Origin of the sequence: Pseudoalteromonas sp. BSi20311 (assembly GCF_000239875.1) — a bacterium.
Lineage (GTDB): Bacteria > Pseudomonadota > Gammaproteobacteria > Enterobacterales > Alteromonadaceae > Pseudoalteromonas.
Genome location: NZ_BADU01000130.1, coordinates 1 through 20,723, shown reverse-complemented (window position 1 = coordinate 20,723; position 20,723 = coordinate 1). Strand labels below are relative to the sequence as shown.

Here is a 20,723-nt window from a genome sequence, read left to right as displayed (position 1 = left end):
TGGGAGTTGTTCATTTACTACGTTATTTAACGATTAAACCGTAATCAGCATCTAAAATAGCAATCACTTCTTGGCGCGGATCATTAGGTATAATAATCTCTTTACCAATAATTTTGCTCGCGATGCCCACATAAGTGTCAGACACTTCAAGCATTACTGACTCAGGTAAAATATAATCTTTTGCTAACTGCTCACGTTCAGCCATACGGTCTTTATTTAATAACACATCACTCTCTGGTACGTTATTAATTAACAGCTGACGGAAACCTTCCTTTGAGTTTTCAACAATCTTGCCATTTTTATAAGATGCTTCATCCCAAATACGCGATGAATCGGGTGTCCCTACTTCATCAATATAAATAAGTTGCTGCGCACCATTTAAATCTTCTACATAACCAAATTCAAATTTGGTATCAACAAAAATTTGCCCTAGCTTAGCTAACTCACTACTGATTAACTCGAACCCTTCAACCAATAATTTTTCGTATTTGGTGACATCGTCAGCCGATTTAAAATTAAAAACATCTAAGTTGTTTGTAATATTTTCACGAGTGATGTTTACATCATCAACGGCAGGAATATCAGCAACCCCTTCTATAATACCCTTAGTAGAGGGAGTTATAAGTACTTGCTCAAGCTTTTGATTCGCTTTTAAGCCTTCGGGAAGTTGCAAACCACAAAAGTGTCTTTCGCCTTTGGCGTAGTCGCGCCACATACTACCGGTAATATATTGACGAGCAATCGCTTCAACTTTAACTGTACTGGCTTTACGAACAATCCATACGTATGGATGAGGAATATCAACAATATGATTACCCGCCAAACCGGCTTCATTAAACATGTTAAACCAATGAGCAGCCACTGAGTTTAATGCAATCCCTTTACCAGGAACGCCATTTAGGCCATTTTCACCTTGCCATATGCAATCAAAAGCAGAAATTCTGTCTGAAATAACCATAATGGCTAATTCAGTATCGGCAGGAACGTTATAGCCTTTTTCATTTATTAAGCGTTTGCTATCTGCATCAGTTAACCAATAAACTGAACGCACTTTGCCACTGTGTACTTTACCTTTAGTACGAATGGGTAAGTCATCGTTTACGTCTAAAACTTTATAGCTAGTCATGCTATCTCCGGGGTTTGGCATGCTCAAAGAGCAAAGTATGGAATTGGGGTTAGGCGCTCTATAATAATCTAGCCAACCACAAAGCTCAATCTTAGGCTAAAAACAAATCATCTCAGTATATTTATCTAGCTGGCGCATTGGGGTAAACTTGCATGATTACTTGCCCTAAGGAGCTAACTTGAACTATTTAACTGCCACTAAGAATAAGAAATATTTAATGTATATTTCTCAAAATTATTCCTATGCTATTTTAAGGCCTTTGCAAACAGAAATATTAGCTCAAGGAGGGGAAGTTAAATGGTTTTTAGAAGGTGATAATGTTAATCCTGACTTTTTGAAAAGTGATGAAAAAACACTAAATTCTATTCATGAAATAAATCAATGGGCGCCTGACGCAACCTTTGCACCAGCGAACTCTATCCCTACATTTTTTCCCGGAAAGAAAGTGGCTGTTTTTCACGGCTTTGATGCTGGAAAGCTAAATAAAAAAGGCCAAAACGATCACTTTAAAGTGCGGGGCTGCTTTGATTTATATTGTACACAAGGCCCAAATACAACGGCTCCATTTACGGCGTTACAAAAAAAATTGGGTTATTTTAAGGTAGTAGAAACAGGTTGGCCTCCCCTAGATCAATTTTTTAACGGTAACTCAAAGCCTAGCCACATTAATGAAACAGACTCTCGCCCAACAGTATTGATCTGCTCTACATTCTCAAAACGCTTATCTCTTGCACCTAAACTTTATGAACAAATAAAACACTTTAGTGAAAGCGGTAAATGGCGACTCTTAGTTCAGTTTCATCCTAAAATGGCACAAGAGTGGGTTGATAAATACAAAGCGTTAAGTAATGACAATCTAACCTTTGTTGAAACAGACAATGTTATTCCTTTATTACAATCTGCTGATGTAATGCTGTGCGACACTTCATCCATATTACTGATGTTTTTGGTACAACGAAAACCAGTTGTAACGTTTTGCAATAAAGCACCTGAAAAACACTTACTTAATATTACGGATAAAAATAACGTTGAAGCCGCAATAGACTACGCACTAACTTACCCAAAAGAACTTGTAGATAATATTGAAGCTTTTTGCCAAGAGTTACACCCATACACAGATGGTAAGTCAAGCCAACGAGTACTTTGCGCAACCAATGAACTGTTGCATAGTGATGAAAAGCTCAAAGCTAAACCGCTTAATTTTATTAGACAATTTAAAATGCGCAAAAGACTTAACTATTGGAGTTGGTAAGCCGTTATGATCAACCTTGAGAATGTCTCTTTCAAATGGCAAAAAAGCGCAGTCATCCCGACTCTCGCTATTAAGCAGCTTACGATTAATGCCGGGGAACATGTTTTTTTACATGGTCCAAGCGGCAGTGGTAAATCTACCTTACTAGCGCTACTGGCAGGCATTAATGTAACCACTAGCGGCCAACTTTGTGTTTTAAACCAAAACCTAAGTGCGCTCACCAACGCACAGCGCGATGTATTTAGAGCGGACCATATTGGCTATATTTTCCAAAACTTTAATTTACTACCTTATTTAACCCCATTAGAAAACGTGTGTTTAGGGTGCCAATTTTCGAAAAAACGTCAGCAACACGTGCTCAGCCAAGTCGATAATTTAGAGAGTGAAGCAGCCAGATTACTCAATGCACTGGGGTTAGAGGCGCACTTTCATAATCAAAATGTTGCCACTTTAAGTATTGGGCAACAACAGCGTGTTGCTGCAGCACGCGCATTTATAGGCAGCCCTGAACTTATTATTGCCGATGAGCCTACTTCAGCACTTGATACCCAAAATCGTGAAAGCTTTATTCAGCTGCTATTTGAACAAGCAAAAAAAAGTAACAGCACGCTTGTTTTTGTCAGTCACGATGAAACATTAAAGCCACTCTTTAGCCGCACAATCGACTTAGTAAGTTTACAAGGTGATGTATGATTTTATTTAAACTTGCCTATAAAAGTTTGCTCAATAGACGTGCCAGCGTATTACTGACATTGCTCACTATTGCGATTAGCGTCATGTTATTACTCAGTATTGAGCGAGTTCGCGTAGATGCTAAAAGTAGTTTTAGTAATACCATTTCGGGTACCGATTTAATTGTTGGCGCACGCACTGGCGATATTCAATTACTCCTCTCCTCGGTGTTTAGAATTGGCCATACCAACAATGGGGTGAGTTGGCAAAGCTATCAATACATAACAAAACAGCGCGGGGTTAAGTGGAGCATTCCTATCAGCCTTGGAGATAGCCATAAAGGTCAAGCTGTCTTAGGCACCACACTCGATTATTTTAAGCACTATCGATTTGCTAAAAAACAACCCTTAGCATTTGAACAAGGACAGGCTTTTTCTAGCATCAATGAAGTTGTTATAGGTAGTGAGGTTGCAAGTAAACTGGCCTATAAAATTGGTGATGAAATTGTGATTTCTCATGGCATGGGCAATACTAGCTTTCATCATCATGATGATAACCCTTTTAAAGTGGTTGGTATCTTAAAGCCTACCGGTACCCCGGTGGATAAAACCTTGCATGTGCCACTGGCGGCAATTGAGCTGATCCATGGTGGCGGCCATCATGATCATGACGATCATCATGATCACTCGAGCCATGCATTAATTGGGCACCCAAAACAAATTACCGCCTTTTTAATGGGCTTCGACTCACCGCTTTATACGCTACAAATTAGGCGTAACATAAATCAATATAAACAAGAGCCTCTATTAGCGATTATGCCCACAGTCACTTTAAAAGAGCTTTGGGAAATGCTGGCAATAATAGAAAAGATCCTACTGCTATTTTCATTTGTGGTGGTCATTATTAGCTTGCTCGGTATGTTAACCACATTACTTGCTAACCTTAATCAACGCCGCAGAGAACTGGCAATACTGCGTTCTGTGGGTGCCCGCCCTTGGCAATTATTTTCGCTGATCAGTATGGAATCACTGCTTACCACCTTTTTAGGTTGCTTAGTAGGTTGCACTCTATTTTATGCGCTTATGGGTACGACCGCGGGTTACTTACAGAGCCAAGCTGGAGTGAGTATTAATATCAGCATGCTCTCTGACTATGAACTCACTTTGATTGGCGTTATTATGGCTGCGGGATTTATTATTGGCTTGATCCCCGCTACACGCGCTTACTTTTATTCTCTCAGTGATGGTATGAGTATAAAAATATAAACTTTAGGATGATCATGACGTTGTTTAAAGTAACTACACACTCTTTAATGCTATTAAGCGCAGTGCTAATTAGCTTTGCTAGCATTGCAAATCCACCCAAGGAAATTTTTTGGGAAGACCTCATACCCGAGGGCCATGTACAAATAGATACTCAAGCACAAGCTAATCACGAAGGCAGTGAACAAAACTGGGTGCAACCTGATTTAGACGCGCCAGTTGTTAAAGCACTTGATGGGCAGTCTGTTAGCTTACCTGGTTTTGTTGTACCTCTTGAAGGCGATAGCGAACTTATCACCGAGTTTTTATTAGTCCCTTACTTTGGTGCCTGTATTCATGTGCCCCCGCCGCCGCCAAATCAGCTGGTTCATGTGACCATTAAAGGCGGTGTCCCTATCGATAGCTTATACGATGCGATTGTTGTAACGGGTATTATTAAAACGCAAACTTGGTCTGGCGAAATAGCCCAAGTGGGTTATCAAATGCAAGCTGTCGGTGTTGCTCCCTTTGAGCTTTAATTCTTAAAATAAAAAACCGCGTAGAAACGCGGTTTTTTTAACGACTTTTTAATAAAATTAAGCGGTACCACCTACCGTTAACTGATCAATTTTCAAACTTGGCTGGCCTACGCCTACTGGTACACTTTGACCGTCTTTACCACAAACACCTACACCTTTATCAAGCGCTAAATCATTACCTACCATAGAAATTTGTTGCATAACCTCAGGACCATTACCAATTAATGTTGCCCCTTTAATTGGCTGAGTAATTTTACCATTTTCAATTAAGTAAGCTTCTGAGGCACTAAACACAAACTTACCTGAGGTGATATCCACTTGGCCGCCACCAAAATTAGGGGCAAACACGCCTTTTTTAACCGTGCTGATAATATCAGCTTGGCTGTGCTCTCCGCCTAACATGTAAGTGTTGGTCATACGTGGCATTGGTAAATGCGCGTATGACTCACGACGTGCGTTACCTGTTGGGTTTACCCCCATCAAACGCGCGTTCATTTTATCTTGCATATAGCCTTTTAAAATACCGTTTTCGATAAGTACGTTATAGGCTGCAGGCGTGCCTTCGTCATCCACATTAAGTGAACCACGACGATCAGCCATAGTACCATCATCAACCACAGTACATAGCTCTGAAGCGACTTTTTGCCCTACTTTACCGCTAAACGCAGACGCGCCTTTACGGTTAAAGTCACCCTCGAGGCCATGGCCTACCGCTTCGTGTAACAACACACCTGGCCAGCCATTACCTAATACCACTTCCATAGTACCTGCAGGGGCATCAATAGCTTCTAAGTTTACTTTAGCTTGACGAACGGCTTCTTCTGCAAAAGCCATCCAACGCGGCTTACCGTCAACAAGCTCTTTAAAGTAACCATAATCTAGGCGAGCACCGCCACCAGCACCGCCACGTTCACGGCGACCATTATTCTCTAGCAATACAGAACAGTTTAAACGGATCAGTGGGCGAATATCGGTAGCAAAGGTGCCATCGCTGGCTGCAATTAATATCTCTTCGTATACCGCAGACATTGAGCTAATAACTTGCTCAGCATCTGGGGCTAATTCGCGAATATAGTTTTCAAGCTCACGTAACAAATTAACCTTATCGGTATCGCTCATGCTAGAAATTGGTTGATGTGGCGCAAACTGCTGCTTTGCAGCCACATCGCTGAATACTTTAACAGCTTTATCTTCACCGGCATCGGCAATACTACGTGCAGCCGTGGCTGCTTTGTTTAGCGCTTCAAGATTGATTGCGTCTGAATACGAAAAACCGGTTTTTTCACCACTAACAGCCCGTACGCCAACACCACGCTCAACATTATAAGACCCTTCTTTAACAAGGCCGTCTTCTAATACCCAAGACTCATGATGACTCGATTGAAAATAAAGGTCGGCATAATCAACTTTGTGCTGGTGAATATAAGCTAATGTTTTTTCGAGTTCTTCTCGATTTAGCTGGCTGTCGTGTAATAAATGCTGTTCAACCGAATTCATAATAATGGCTCTCTAAATCGTTGGTGAGATTGCAGCGGCATATCTCGTCTAATTTTGTGTAACTGGTTTAAATCTACGGTGCAACTAATAAAACCAAGCCCTGTTGGTTTTTCGCTTAATATTTCACCCCAAGGCGATAACATCAGGCTGCGACCATAAGTTTGCCTACCGTTTTCATGTGTTCCATATTGCGCTGCAGCAATAACATAACACTGCGTTTCTATGGCACGTGCTGCAAGTAGCGGCTGCCAATGCGCTTTACCTGTAGGCACAGTAAACGCACTGGGTACTAATATAATTTCGGCGCCTTTGCGAACTAAAGCATTAAATAAACCAGCAAAGCGCAAATCATAACACACTGTTAAACCAATTTTACCAAAGGGAGAATCAACAACCACAACCTCATCGCCCGCTTGAGTAAAATCGGATTCTCGATAGCTGCCGGTCTGGTCATCTACCTCAACATCAAATAAATGTATTTTGTTATAGCTTGCAACAATATCGCCTTGGTTATTAAACAAATGTGAGGCAGCGTAATACTTATGTTGGTTATAGGGCACTGGCATGGTGCCAGCATTTAACCAAATATTATGTTTACGGCACAATTCACTGATTTGCTGTTTATATTGTTCAATACGCTGAGACACTAACAACGTATCACCAGCGTGTTTACTAAACACTAAAAACGCTTCTGGTAAACATACTAACAAAGGTCGCGTGTTTGGCAGAGCAGCTAAGGCTTGCTTTAAGGTGGCAATGTTATCATCAGGGTTTAAGCCTGAGCACATTTGCAATGCAATAATCGCAGGTGTTGTACTTATAAGTGATTTACTCATTGCGCTGCGCTCACCTCAGCATCTTTAAGCTTTAACTCTGAAGATGCTTGCGGCTGATTTTGTGCTGCTTGCGGTAAAGTCACCTCTCGGCTCTTACGATCTAATTCTTGTACCTGAGGATCGTTCATTTTGCCCGTCACTTTAAAGTTGATCTCTGAGATCACTCGCGCAGAATGAATTACTTTATCAATTGCTAAAGCTGCAAGCCCCGTTACTGGGTTAACCATCCAAGCCACAATTACTGGAATACTCGACGTTACTTGCGGTGCTACTGCTAAGTCGTAGTCAATTTCGAGAGTATTTAAATTTGCATACCCTTTAATCGAGAGATCGGCAGGCACCCCATCCATTTTAGTATCTTGGGTATAGGCAATGCCCTTATCTATCTGCATCGTACCTTTCATGCTGTTATAGAAAAAACCTTTAGAAAATACATCTCTAAAATCAAGTTTTAGCTTACGCACTAATGAATCAAGGCTCAGTAATGAAAATACCCGTGCGCCTCCATCACTGACTTCAGTTAAATGGCCTTCGCCTAAATCCCAACTAATTTCACCGTCTAAACTAGCAATGTCTAAGTTATAAGGTGCCGCTTGCCAATTTAGTTGATAATTTAGATTCGCGTTTGAGTCTTTAATAGTAGTGGTGATATCAAATTCATTAAATAAGGCGCCAATATCATCACTTTTAAGTTCGCCGCTCATTGCCGTTAAACCATTTTGCCATTGCCCTTTAGTGCGCAATATATGATCGCCTTTATCCACCACTAGCTCAGAAATAAGTAGCTTTTTACCATCGCCTAACAATGAAGCACTTACCTTATCAAGCTGATAATGGCTGATCTTACAATCGGCACATTCAAATTCAATAGCCGGCAAGTTTGCAAGCCAAGCAAGTTGTTCCGGGGTCGACTTTTCATTTGGTTGCTCTGTTTCGGCCTCTAAAAAGTTAAGCCTTAAATAGTCGCTGTTAATTCGAATCGGCTGACTTGATTGCCCGCTAGGTACAAACACTTCGGCTCTTAATTCTTTGGCATTAAGCTTTAATTGCAAATTATTATTTAGGGGCGATAAACGCATATCAAAATCATTAAACTGCATGCCACTAACATTAAACATGTCAATATTCGCAACCACTTCATGTAAAGGTGGCATAACGCCTGGCGGTGTATTCTCAGGCTGCACTTTAGCTACATTAATAATTTGATCAATTAAATCAATCCAAGGTAATAACTCGATTTGGGCTAAGTTAATACTCACCGCTAAGTCTTGCGCGTTAAGCCCTAAGTCTTTGTTACCTATTATAAAGTGGGCGTTATTAAACTGCGATTTAGCATTATCTAAAATGGCGTTAAAATAAAATAACTGCTCCACGTTTGCGGTGATCAAATTAGATATATCATCACCTTGAACAACCGCACTCAGAGGCCAAGCTTGCTCACTGCTTTTTGCATATACTCCTGGCAAGGAGCTATTTAAGCCAATAAGTGGCGATTCAACTTCGGCACGATAATTAAATCCTTGCTCGGTAAAATTAAGCGCCAAAGCAATATCAACATCACTTTGCCCACTTAAATAACCATCTAAAATACCTTGTCCATGACTTATAAGTGTTTGCGCATCAAGCTGAGCATTTATATTTATATCAGCGCGATAATCCTCTGCGTTTGCGTCACTATTGTAGTTAATAGTTAGTGGCATACCAAGCCATGTAGCCGTTGCATTTGTAAGGTTTATTTGTTGATTATTAAAGCTAAGTTCACCCTTTAAGTGCTCAAGTGAAATACCAGGCGCAGAAATGTAAAGGGGGGAATCGAGTAAATTAACTGTACCACTGACACTGGCCCCACCTTCAAACTGTGAACCGATTAACAATTCAATATTTGCACTAGCAAGCCCCTGCCCTTGTACAATATTAAAAATATCAGCTAATGGATTTGCTAAAGGTGTAGCGACAAAAAAATCGTGCATTTTTTCAAGCTCTGCTTGCTTATCAATACTAACCACCAATGGCGCATCGCCCATTAAGTCATCAATACTCACATGTACACTACTGCCAACGTCAAGGTTTACCAGTTGGCCTTGCTGGCTATAAATATCCATTCGCTCATTTGCAAAATGCAGCTTTACACTGGCATTTGTGACTGCTGGCCAAGCCGGATCGAATTGATAGGTAGCATTATCTATTTGCGCTAAAACATCAAACTGCCCAGAACCATTGTCAAATGGAAAGCCTGATAATGGACCAGAAAATAACACCTGAGCATTTGTTACTTCACCTGATTTTATTGCGCCATTTAAATAACTAACTAACTCAGGGCTCATTAATGTTAAAGGAAAATAATGACCGGCAATACTGGCATCGGGGGCAAATGCTTCGGCATATAAATCTAAGCGAGGCGTCTTACCTAAACTTAATTGCATCTGCGCGCTTAAGGTCACTTCATTGTTATCAAACCACAGGTTATCACTGCTAATATGCCAATCGCCTGAACGCTTAGCTAAATCTAATTCGATGTTTAGCTGGTTATAGTCAATATTATTACTAAAACTAGCACCTGTAATTAAGTGGCTGTTTTCACCAAAAATAGTGATCCGGCCATATTGCTGATTAACTAATCCATCAATCCTTAAAGATTGAGCGGCGGGTACGGCGTTTTTTTCTTGCCAGCTAATTTCATCGGCTTCAAACCACAACTGCCATTGCTTTGCATCGGCAAACTCTAGATACGCGTTTTTTATTTCGCCACTGGGTTGGCGAGCTAAAAAAGGAGTTAAATCAGTAAAATTAGTTAATTCTGCTAAATCATTTAATAGGGCTAAATCGAGTTGCTGTAGCCATATTTTATTTTGCTTGCCTAATAAAGCTTCAAATTCGAGGCTAGGCCACGTTATTTCGTTGGTACTAAACGCTAAGCCGGTACTTTTTAACCGCCAGCTATTTTGCTCAGGGTATAAATGAAATCCCCCTTCACTTAGGCTGACCTTTTGTGTTTGATCATTGAGTTGCCAATTTACCGCACTCGGTAACCACTGTACTTTTACGTCACTTACTAAGCCTTGCTCTAGCCTAAGCCATGCTTGTAAGTTTAAATCACTATGCAGTTGCTGCTTTTGAGTATTTATATACTGGGCCAACCAATTTGACACATCAACCTGATTAGCCTGCACATATAAATCGCCCACCATTTGCTCTAAAGTTTCACCTTTGAGCGCAATACGTGCATCAAAATTACCCACAGAAATACCCGGTAACGCTAGGCTACCGCTACCAAGATGCTGTTTATCTTGGTTTTGCCATACAATGTTTTCTAATAACAGTTTACGTTCTTTGTTATCTTCTAGTACAAAGCTGATGCTGGAGTTTTCTATTGCAAAGTGACCGGTTTCGCCTAAAAACAGTCCTTCTATTAGTTCTTTTTGCTCAAATGAAACTTCATCTTGATTACCAGCAAATAAATTAGCGACATTAACCTTGGTATGAAAGCCATTGATCACAAAGTAATTTGATTTAAACTGCAGCGACTTTAAACTTTCCCAAAGGTTTAGCTCTAAACTGGTTTTAGCTATGGTTAAAGAGATAGGGGCTGTTTGGTTGTCTTTAAATGATAATTCTTCGAGTACTAAAGCGGGACCACTGCCTTGCCAACTTGCTGATATAGCACCTATAGATAAACTAATATCAAACTTATCATCAAGGTAGCTTTCTATATCTCCTTTATAATCGTTCGCGTAGGGTAAGGTGTATTTTAAAATAGAAACAATCACGGCCAGTAGTACTAAAATTACAGCACTTATTTGCCATAATTTTCGCACACAATAAAAACAGGCCGCTTTAAATTTCATTACATCATTACCACATCAAACTGCTCTTGGCTGTATAAGCTTTCTGTTTGGATATTAACTTGCTTACCAATAAATAACTCTAGCTCTGCAAGGTTATGATACTCATCATTTAATAGCGCTTCACATACTGCAGGAGATGCATAAACTACAAACTTATCCGCATCGTAAGCGCGGTTAACACGTACTATCTCGCGAAGGATTTCATAGCATACGGTCTCAACCGTTTTTTGAGAGCCACGCCCTGAACACGCAGGACATACATCACACAGTATGTGCTCTAAACTTTCGCGAGTTCGCTTGCGGGTCATTTCAACCAGCCCTAATGCTGACAAACCATTAATATTGGCTTTAGCTCGATCTTTAGAAAGCGCAGATTCTAATGAGTGCATTACCCGGCGCTTGTGCTCATCGCTGACCATATCAATAAAGTCGATAATAATAATACCGCCTAAATTACGCAGCCTTAGTTGACGGGCAATAGCTGAGGTTGCTTCAACATTGGTATTAAAAATAGTTTCTTCAAGGTTACGGTGACCAACAAATGCACCGGTATTAACATCAACGGTGGTCATAGCTTCTGTTTGATCTATGATCAGGTAACCACCCGACTTTAAAGTCACCTTACGATGCAATGCCTTTTGAATTTCACTTTCTACATCAAATAAGTCGAAAATGGGGCGCTCACCCGGATAATACTCAAGCACTTGCGATAATAACGGCACAAACTCTTCAGTAAACAGCTTAAGTTCTTGGTAGGTAAGCTTAGAGTCAACACGAATGCGCTCCATATCTTCGCCCACGTAGTCACGTAACGTTCTAAAAGCCAACGTAAGATCTTCATGCAAAATACTGGCTTTGCTGGTTTTACGGCGCTTAGAAACTATTTTATCCCACAGTTTTTTTAAAAACGCAGCATCATGACGTAGCTCTACTTCACTTGCGCCTTCTGCGGCAGTTCTAACAATAAAGCTACCGTTTTCATCGCCATATTCAGCAACAATTTTTTTCAGCCTAGCGCGTTCTTCTTCCGTTTCGATACGTTGACTCACACCCACATGTGTCGCATCTGGCATAAATACTAAATAGCGTGACGGTATAGTAATATCAGTAGTTAAGCGTGCACCTTTACTGCCCAGTGGGTCTTTAACCACTTGCACCATAATGTACTGACCCTGGCGAACAAGCTCACGAATATCTTGGACTTTTTTAATTGGCTCATCATCAACACCTTCCACAATAGAGGCACTATTGACGATATCTGAAGCGTGTAAAAAAGCCGCTTTTTCTAAGCCTATATCAACAAAAGCGGCTTGCATTCCCGGTAGAACACGGCTTATTTTACCTAAGTAAATATTGCCCACTATGCCTAAATTACCAATACGCTCTAGCTGAATTTCTTGTAATACACCGTTTTCGATTAGGGCAACGCGACTTTCACTTGGCGTGACATTGATCAGTAGTTCTGTACTCATGCTACCCTCTTAAGAATGTATGTAATAATTGTTCTGTCTCATATAAAGGTAAGCCTACAACGGCAAAATAGCTACCCGAAATATGCGTTACAAAGCGCCCGCCCAACCCTTGGATACCATAACCACCGGCTTTATCTTGAGGCTCGCCCGTTTGCCAGTAAGCGTCTATTTCTTCATCACTGAGTATTTTAAAAGTAACATCAGTACTGACAACACAACTCATTACTTTTTTTGGTGTCGCAAAAGCGATAGCAGTTAACACTTGATGAGTATTCCCTGATAAACGCTTTAAGGTGTGAGTAAAATCTTGTTTATCTCGTGGCTTGCATAATGATTGATTATCCATCACTACCACGGTATCACTACCTAGAACAGGCCGATCGGTATATCCTTGTTCTACGCCCATTTGTGCCTTTAAACGCGCTAAACGTTCGACATAATCATATGGGAGTTCGTTAGCAAGCTGGCTTTCATCGGCATCAACACTAAATTGTGAAAACTCGATACCCAACTGGGTTAAAAGCTCTTTACGACGGGGAGACGCGGAGGCTAAATATACTGCGCAAGTCATTATCTGATCCTAAAGTGTCTACGGTATTTTCTAAGTAATAAAAATACCCATATCCAACTCAACATGCCTGTTAATACAGGCCATAAGTAATGTGGGCTAAAATAAACGCCAAGCAAAAAATGATTTAACCAAAACTGCATCAAATGGTAAAGCGTTAAGAATAAGCCAATTAAAAGGCTTTGTTGCCACAATGAAAAATTGCGAATTTTTTGAAAGTTACTTGCCGTAACAAAAATACACACCGAGTAGGTTAATGAGTTTACACCTAAAGAAGAGCCAGTCGCTAAATCAATTAGTAATCCAACAACCCAAGCCGTACCTATGTTTAAACGATGTGGTAAAGCCAAAGACCAGTACATAAGCACCAACAGCACCCAATCAGGGCGAAATGGTTCAAGTGAAAAGGGTAGCGGCATCAATGCCATTACCAATGCAAAGAAAATACTCAATGCAATTAATAGCATTTGACGGTTAATCATCTCCCATCAACTCCTGCTGATTTAGCCATAACACCACTAATAATCGAATTCGGTCTAATTGAGCTATCGGCTCAGCAAATACTTGCGCAAAAGGTTGGCCTTCATCACGGGTAATTTCGGTGATCACCGCTACCGGATAGCCTTCAGGAAACGTGCCACCAAGGCCAGATGTAACCAATACATCGCCAATACGTACATCTAAACTGTGCGGCACATGTGACAGCTTCAATACGTTAATTTTACCTATACCTTCAACCACTGTTCGCACATCATTACGTAAAATACGCACAGGCGTAGCATGGGTGGTATCGGTAATTAATAACACCCGAGAGGTGGTTGAGCCCACTTTAGTCAACTGCCCCACTAAGCCCATATCATCAATCACCGCTTGGCTTTCACTTAAACCATCGGTGGTACCGCGATTTATCACCACTTGGTGGCTATAAGGATTTGAGTGAACAGAAAGCACTTGAGCAATAATTTTACGATTTGAATGTTTTGAAGACGAGCCCATTAATGCTCGTAGTTTTTGATTTTCTTTTGCTAAGAATTCATATTGTTGTATTTGTTCGCTCTGCAATACTTGCTTTTTTTTCAGGGCTTCATTCTCGGTAAGCAACTGCTCGCGGGTATGTAAGCTCTTAGCGCTAAAACTAAATACTTCGTAAGGCAGGTTGGCAACATAAATGAGCGGGCTAACTAAGGTATTCAAACTGGTGCGAATATTCTCACCACCTTGCGTGAACTTGTCTCCGAGGATCAATACGATACTCAAAAGCACTGCGACAAAAAGTCGCAGTTGCAGAGATACCGTTTTTTCAAACATTGATTTCATTAGTCGTAACTAAAAACGTCACCACCGTGCACATCAATCATCTCAAGCGCTTTACCGCCGCCACGAGCAACACAGGTAAGTGGATCATCAGCAACAACCACTGGAATACCTGTTTCTTCCATGAGTAGACGATCTAAATCTTTTAGTAATGCGCCACCGCCAGTTAATACCATGCCATGCGCTGAAATATCAGATGCCAGCTCAGGTGGTGATTGCTCAAGTGCAACCATAACAGCGCTTACAATCCCCATTAGCGGCTCTTGTAATGCTTCTAAAATTTCATGAGAGTTAAGAGTGAAAGAACGAGGAACACCTTCTGCAAGGTTGCGACCACGTACTTCTATTTCCACAGGATCATCTGTTTTGAATGCAGAGCCAATTTGGTGTTTAATATTCTCAGCCGTGGCTTCACCAATTAAGCTACCAAAGTTACGACGCACATAATTAATAATGGCTTCATCGAACTTATCACCACCAATGCGTACTGAAGATGAATACACAACACCATTAAGTGAAATAATAGCGACTTCTGTTGTACCGCCACCAATATCAACCACCATAGAACCCGTTGCTTCAGACACCGGTAAACCGGCACCAATTGCAGCTGCCATTGGCTCTTCGATTAAGTAGACTTCGCGAGCACCTGCACCCATCGCTGATTCACGAATTGCACGCTTTTCAACTTGAGTAGCTCCACAAGGAACACAAATAAGCACGCGTGGGCTTGGGCGCATAAAATTATTATTGTGCACTTGTTTGATGAAGTGCTGTAACATTTTTTCAGTAACATAAAAATCAGCAATCACACCGTCTTTCATTGGACGTATAGCTTTAATATTACCAGGCGTACGGCCCAACATTTGCTTAGCTTCTGTACCTACAGATGCAACACTTTTAGGTCCACCAGCACGCTCTTGACGAATAGCAACAACTGAAGGTTCGTTTAATACAATACCTTCTTCTTTTACATAAATTAGTGTGTTAGCTGTACCTAAATCGATCGATAGATCGTTTGAAAAAATACCACGGAGTTTTTTAAACATGAGGCTGGATGACCTTTGAAATTCGTTCTTATTGTAGTTGCGCTTACTTTAACATTCTCAACACAATGAGCAATGTAAAGCGCAACCGTCTTTGTAATCATTAAAAAGAGGAAGCACCGCTTCCACATTAAATATTATCGTTCGCTCATTAAGCGAAAGCCAATATAATTAGCTCTAAAATCTGGCGCTAAAATTAAACGCGTTGATGCACGAGCAAGGCTAGAGGCAAAATTCCATGCACCTCCGCGAACAACGGCATCTTTTTTATTCCCTGTGCTGCTAGCCCATTCCCATACATTGCCTACAGTATCGTATAAGCCAAATGCATTTGCAGAGAAAGACCCTACCGGAGCCGTGCGTTTATTCGACCACTCGCTACCACACCAACCACAGTTAGCTAGGTTTTTACCAGTTTCGTTACCCCATGGGTACTCTGTCTCAGTGCCTGAACGCGCCGCATATTCCCACTCAACCTCAGTGGGTAAACGATACGTTTGCGCTGTTTTATCAGAAAACCATTCAGCGTAAGCAATAGCATCATTTTTGTCAAACACACAGCAGGAAACTCATTGGTTTGCTCAAATCCTGGAGCACGCCAATTTAAGCTTGCTTCCCAAACAGGTCCGCCGTTGAGGTAATATGCGCAACCTTTGCCTTTTTCAGCTTCGGTTTTATATTGCGTTTCGTTTACAAACGCTTCAAATGCGCCAACAGTCACTTCTTTGCTCTGCATAGCAAAAGATTCACTAATCGTTTTTTCAACCACGGGGCGTTCATTTTCAAGCCCATTGCCGTTTATATCACCCATTTTAAATTTACCAAAGGGGATCATCACTGCTGATGGGTCCACCATAGGTGGGCGTGTATCAACTTCCATTCCTTTTGGGCAATCGACTCTGACTTTTTTTCCAACTGAGCAAAAAGCGTTCGCGTTTTCTTTAAGTCAATTCGCGCTTTATAAGGGATGTAACCTTCTTTGCGTATTTCTAATTTATGCAAACCACGTGGTAAGTTCGTCACCAAACGAGTAGAACCTACTCGAATATCATTAATAAATACTTCATCGCCGTGTACATTAGAGCGTAAGGTTAACTAAACTAATTGATCTTTCTTGTTCTCAGCGACCACTTTAGGCTTTTTATTAACTGTTTTAGCGACAACGGTAGCGGCTCTATTATCCCCATTATAGCTGAATGTTAACTGACTATCAGAGAAAGTAGTGCTATAAGCTGGCTGATAAGTATTTGCCAGCGGGGTACCATACTCTAAACAAAAACTATTATTCACACTAAGTAAGTGACATAAACGACTGCTGTTTACATCTCCGCGCATAGTAACGCTTAAATTGACGTTGTAATCACCTTGCCCGCTAAATGCGCTCTTAATCACGTGACTACTTAAAGTTTGTACTTGTGCCCCTGCCATGTCTCGCTTAGGTTCAACAAGACGTTTTTCTGTAAGATTTTCAAATATTTGATCTAAAAAACGTTTAGTTGCCTTTTTCAGCTCTATTTGCTGACCGCTCTGCTCACATGCCGCCAGTGTTTCAGTGCGCTTACAGTTAATGGTATGGTCAACTTCAAACGTACCCTCTCGGGTAAACTCATTGCGTAATCGCTCTACACGCGCCGTGGTATATTGCACTTTTAAGCTTTCAATGGTGTTTTGAAGTGCATGTTTATCAGCGCGAATTTGCTCAATATCTTTTAGATGGGATGCAATTGCCGCTAATTGCATAGAAATATCATTTTTATTTTGTTCTTGATCAACAACGGCTTTTTGATAACGCGACTGTGCAGAGGTAATGTCTAGCGACGGATTATCAATTAAACGTCGATACATATCATTCATCGCATCCAACGCTTGGTTTTTTTCTTTATCAAGCTGTGTGGAACGCGTTATCAGCAATTCAAGTTGTGTTTGAAGTTGATTCTCTTCTTTTAAATATTTGCCGAGCATCGTCGTTGAACGAGTGTATTCTGTTTGTTTCGTATTAATCTCTGATTCAATTCTGTTTACAGTAGTTGTATCTTGTGCAAATACTGTGCTTGCAAAAAAGCTAGCAGAAATTAACAGAGATAAAGGAGCAATTCGCATATATTCCAGACCCAAAAAAGCGGCAATTATTTGGTTATTATTATTTTTTATAATAAAACCTTATGCTATGTACTTGAAGCACAAAACACAAGCTTTGTTCATTTATTATCTCAGTTTACAACTATTATCCCGTTTCATGCCAGTAAATAACCGTTTCATTTGTACTAAATAGCTAATTTATTTAACAACACCGAGATTTATCTGCATTTTACGCTATTAAGATGCCAATTTAGCCGCGTATTCATATTTTTTAGTTTGCTTAAGTAATAAAAACTGAGTCAAAATAACGCTATTACACAGCACATTCATCATGTAACTAATGAAAAAGAGTGATAATGCCAATACCATTCAGTATTAATGAACATAGCTATTTACAAACAATTACCAGTGAATTACTAACAGACAAGAAAATAACTTTAACTATTAAGCGCGATGATTTATTGCATCCACTTATCAGCGGTAATAAATGGCGAAAGCTCAAATACAATTTAGTTCGTATGCAACAACTGGGTAAATCTGAATTACTTACATTTGGTGGTGCTTTTTCAAATCACATTCATGCGTGCGCCGCTGCTGGTAAAGAGTTTAACTTAACAACCCACGCAATTGTGCGCGGCCCACAGCTTGATCTAAATAATCCTACTCTAAAATTTGCACAGCAATGTGGTATGCAGTTACATGCAGTCAATCGTATAGAGTACAAACAACGACATGATGAAGCCTATTTAGCCGCATTACAGGCACGCTTTCCAAACGCATACATTCTACCTGAAGGAGGCACTAACGAGTTTGCTATAGAGGGATGTAAAGAGCTTGCCCAGACTTTACCTGAGCACGACTACTTAATCTGTCCAACTGGCAGTGGCGGCACCTTGGCTGGATTGGTAGAGGGCAGCTCAAATAAAATCAACCTACTAGGGATTGCTGTTTTAAAGCAAGCCGACTACCTGCGGGACGAAATACGCGCTCTTAGCCCTAAAGCAAAATCACAAAATAACTGGCAACTACTTACGCAATTTCACGGTGGTGGATATGCTCGTTTTACAGCTGAGTTATGGCAGTTTTGCCAACACATGCAGAATCAACATCAATTACCCTTGGAGCCTATTTACAGCGGTAAAATGATGTACGCACTTTGGCAGCTCATCAATAATGATTACTTTGCCCCTAACAGCAAAATTATTGCAATACATACTGGTGGGTTGCAAGGTTTAGAAGGGCTAAAATATCGCAAATTAGTGTAGAGTATATTTAACTTGTTAATTGCTTAGCATTAGTGAAATGCGACTTGAGTATAATTGGGTAGTAATTTAGAAAAATATCCTCCTTGCGCGCCGCTAATGCCTATTACTTTTAAAAGTTGTAGCTCCTGAGGCGTCTCTACATCAAGTGCAAATACTGACAAGCTCAATAATCTACTTATATGCACAATTCCCCTAACGTATTTTTGTTGTGAATTACTGCGCTCTATCCCATGGACAAGTTCAAAAGCTAAGTTAAGCCCTGATATTTGTTTATTAAGCGTAAACTTAAAAATATTTTTACTGCTTCTCACATCATCAATTACAATATTGCAGTTTAGTGCCGCTATTGCTGCAAAAGCGCCTTGCAACCGTAATTGATTATTTAAGAATTCTGATTCATTTATAGAAAATTGCAGTGTATGTTGGTTTTTTAAGTCATTGATATAAGCAGTTAACCAGCTCCAAAACTCGTTATTAAACCAGTTTTTAGGATGTAACTTAATACTGATAACTGACGATGAGTTATCTATAAGCAATAGTTTTTTTACTTGCATAACTACCGCTTGATCGTGCAATAGCGCCTCACCTTCGTTATAAAATTGACTGATACTTTCTTGATTAAGTAATTGTTTATTTCCCCTGTCATTACTTTTAATTGATACGTAATGCTTAATAATAGCGCCGCTATCGAGCTCGTATACTGGTTGAAATAAAATAGCCAATTTTTGCTTTTTAATTCGTTGTGGTATTGAGTGTCTATCGAGCTTTTGGACATGACCATAATTTAACGCTAATTGGTGATAATGCTTAACTCGATTTTGCTGCGAAAGAGTAAGTGCCGACTTTGCCAACTGATACACCATAACCTGATCAGCCTCGGAATAATAAGTACATAAACCTACTTTTACATGCCTCTGTGCAGTTCTTGGCGCCAATACATGAGCGGCACTTACAATGCATTGATGTAAATATTTAGCGCAATTGAGTTTATCAATTGCATCAATCCCTGTGAGAGTAAAAGCGAAATTGCCTGCAGTTAATAACTTAACCGATATTTCAGTCGTATTAATAAAGTCTTTTGCCAATAAGACTTTAAGAGTCGCTTGTAAGTCAGTGTTTGCATCAAAATGACATTCACACTGAATAAGTGCAAATACATTATATTTAATTGTTTCCTGCACATTAGTTGTCGCTATTGGAGCGAGCTGTAAAGAACTCACTTTGGGTGCATAACGTACTTTCTTATTATTAAAGTACTGCTGACGTTTAGAGGTTATTGTGCTGTTTTTTATTGTTTTAGGCTTTTTAAAACGTCGAATGCAAAGCATAGCGAGCAAAAGAACCGCGTTTATTATTAAAAACAAATAGCTATAGCTATACCAAACTGGCCATGAGTAGAGCAAAATTCCTTTTGAGTTAGCGCTAAAATAATGTTTTTGTTTTTCTATATAAATAGAGTTTTTATTAGGGGCGAGCGTAAAAGGCGTATTTGCAATAAGTTGTTTTTCATTGGCCAATGGCTGTTGCAATTGCTTTGCTAGCTTTAAACCAACTTGCTCGTTTTGATGCTGTAAAACCAAACTTAAACCGCTATTAATAATCACTAGCAAGGCGATACACAGAGCAAAAAACAAAGCATTTGAATAATTGGTAAAGTGAAATTTACTGGCTTTCATAACCCACCGGCACATCAAATAAGTTATTAAAGTGTTGTCTACTATTTGCAATTGTACAAGCCAATAATAAAAGTTTAGCGAAGGTTTAAAAGTTAGTACTTAATGTTATAAACATTATATTTAGCCTTCAATTAGTTAACTAAACAGCAGTCATTATTTATATATTAGTTTGAACAAAGAAGGGCTTGGCTTAAAAAATAAAAACACCAATATCACAATGCTTTTTACACATTCATATGTTTACTTTAGGAAGTGTTTATTCAGATTTAAAAACTATTGGGTAGAAATGGAATACGGT

15 protein-coding genes and 1 pseudogene are annotated in these 20,723 nt (G+C 40.0%); 5 read left to right on the top strand and 11 right to left on the bottom strand.

Going from position 1 to position 20,723, the window contains the following annotated elements:
* Positions 1-22: 22 nt before the first annotated feature.
* Complete coding sequence (locus tag P20311_RS13430) at positions 23-1,126, bottom strand: phosphoribosylaminoimidazolesuccinocarboxamide synthase (RefSeq protein ID WP_008113749.1); 1,104 nt, start codon at positions 1,124-1,126, stop codon at positions 23-25.
* 217 nt (positions 1,127-1,343) lie between these two features.
* On the opposite strand from P20311_RS13430, the gene P20311_RS13425 reads away from it, so the two are divergent.
* From P20311_RS13425 to P20311_RS13410, 4 genes are read left to right on the top strand one after another with little or no spacing between them, the layout of a single operon-like run.
* The gene (locus P20311_RS13425; protein WP_036985199.1) at positions 1,344-2,378 is read left to right on the top strand and encodes a CDP-glycerol--glycerophosphate glycerophosphotransferase; all 1,035 of its coding nucleotides are present in this window, start codon (positions 1,344-1,346) and stop codon (positions 2,376-2,378) included.
* Positions 2,379-2,384: 6 nt separating this feature from the next.
* Complete coding sequence (locus P20311_RS13420; RefSeq protein ID WP_008113746.1) at positions 2,385-3,071, top strand: ABC transporter ATP-binding protein; 687 nt, start codon at positions 2,385-2,387, stop codon at positions 3,069-3,071.
* A complete protein-coding gene (locus tag P20311_RS13415; protein WP_008113744.1) occupies positions 3,068-4,315 on the top strand; it encodes an ABC transporter permease in 1,248 nt (415 codons plus the stop codon). Before P20311_RS13420 ends, P20311_RS13415 begins: the two co-directional genes overlap by 4 nt.
* A 14-nt stretch (positions 4,316-4,329) precedes the next feature.
* Entirely contained in the window at positions 4,330-4,830 is a 501-nt protein-coding gene (locus P20311_RS13410; RefSeq protein WP_008113743.1) for a DUF3299 domain-containing protein, read from the top strand.
* Positions 4,831-4,887: 57 nt separating this feature from the next.
* Here the strand turns inward: P20311_RS13410 and tldD are convergent, their stop codons facing one another.
* The 9 genes and pseudogenes from tldD to P20311_RS18540 all read right to left on the bottom strand — a co-directional run bounded on the left by tldD (position 4,888) and on the right by P20311_RS18540 (position 17,505).
* Positions 4,888-6,327, bottom strand: coding sequence for a metalloprotease TldD (gene tldD, locus P20311_RS13405; protein ID WP_008113741.1), 1,440 nt, complete (start codon positions 6,325-6,327; stop codon positions 4,888-4,890).
* Entirely contained in the window at positions 6,324-7,163 is an 840-nt protein-coding gene (locus tag P20311_RS13400; protein ID WP_008113739.1) for a carbon-nitrogen hydrolase family protein, read from the bottom strand. The genes tldD and P20311_RS13400 overlap by 4 nt, the downstream gene beginning before the upstream one ends.
* A complete protein-coding gene (locus tag P20311_RS13395) occupies positions 7,160-11,008 on the bottom strand; it encodes a YhdP family protein (protein ID WP_008113737.1) in 3,849 nt (1,282 codons plus the stop codon). The genes P20311_RS13400 and P20311_RS13395 overlap by 4 nt, the downstream gene beginning before the upstream one ends.
* Positions 11,008-12,480, bottom strand: a complete 1,473-nt coding sequence (gene rng / locus P20311_RS13390) for a ribonuclease G (protein ID WP_008113735.1) — start codon at positions 12,478-12,480, stop codon at positions 11,008-11,010. Before rng ends, P20311_RS13395 begins: the two co-directional genes overlap by 1 nt.
* A 1-nt stretch (position 12,481) precedes the next feature.
* A complete protein-coding gene (locus P20311_RS13385; protein WP_008113732.1) occupies positions 12,482-13,051 on the bottom strand; it encodes a nucleoside triphosphate pyrophosphatase in 570 nt (189 codons plus the stop codon).
* Positions 13,051-13,530 (bottom strand): rod shape-determining protein MreD, encoded by a 480-nt coding sequence (mreD, locus tag P20311_RS13380; protein WP_008113730.1) that lies wholly within the window; start codon positions 13,528-13,530, stop codon positions 13,051-13,053. Before mreD ends, P20311_RS13385 begins: the two co-directional genes overlap by 1 nt.
* Positions 13,523-14,365: a rod shape-determining protein MreC gene (mreC, locus tag P20311_RS13375; protein WP_175611398.1), complete on the bottom strand. Its 843-nt coding sequence runs from the start codon at positions 14,363-14,365 to the stop codon at positions 13,523-13,525. Before mreC ends, mreD begins: the two co-directional genes overlap by 8 nt.
* On the bottom strand, positions 14,365-15,408 hold the full coding sequence (locus tag P20311_RS13370; RefSeq protein WP_008113726.1) for a rod shape-determining protein: 1,044 nt from the start codon (positions 15,406-15,408) through the stop codon (positions 14,365-14,367). Before P20311_RS13370 ends, mreC begins: the two co-directional genes overlap by 1 nt.
* A gap of 134 nt (positions 15,409-15,542) precedes the next feature.
* Positions 15,543-17,505, bottom strand: a pseudogene (locus P20311_RS18540) (SUMF1/EgtB/PvdO family nonheme iron enzyme).
* A 335-nt stretch (positions 17,506-17,840) separates the two neighbouring features.
* On the opposite strand from P20311_RS18540, the gene P20311_RS13350 reads away from it, so the two are divergent.
* Entirely contained in the window at positions 17,841-18,749 is a 909-nt protein-coding gene (locus tag P20311_RS13350; protein ID WP_008113717.1) for a 1-aminocyclopropane-1-carboxylate deaminase/D-cysteine desulfhydrase, read from the top strand.
* A 29-nt stretch (positions 18,750-18,778) separates the two neighbouring features.
* Here P20311_RS13350 and P20311_RS13345 read toward each other — a convergent pair whose 3' ends face one another.
* The gene (locus tag P20311_RS13345) at positions 18,779-20,425 is read right to left on the bottom strand and encodes an EAL domain-containing protein (RefSeq protein ID WP_008113715.1); all 1,647 of its coding nucleotides are present in this window, start codon (positions 20,423-20,425) and stop codon (positions 18,779-18,781) included.
* Positions 20,426-20,723 lie beyond the last annotated feature (298 nt).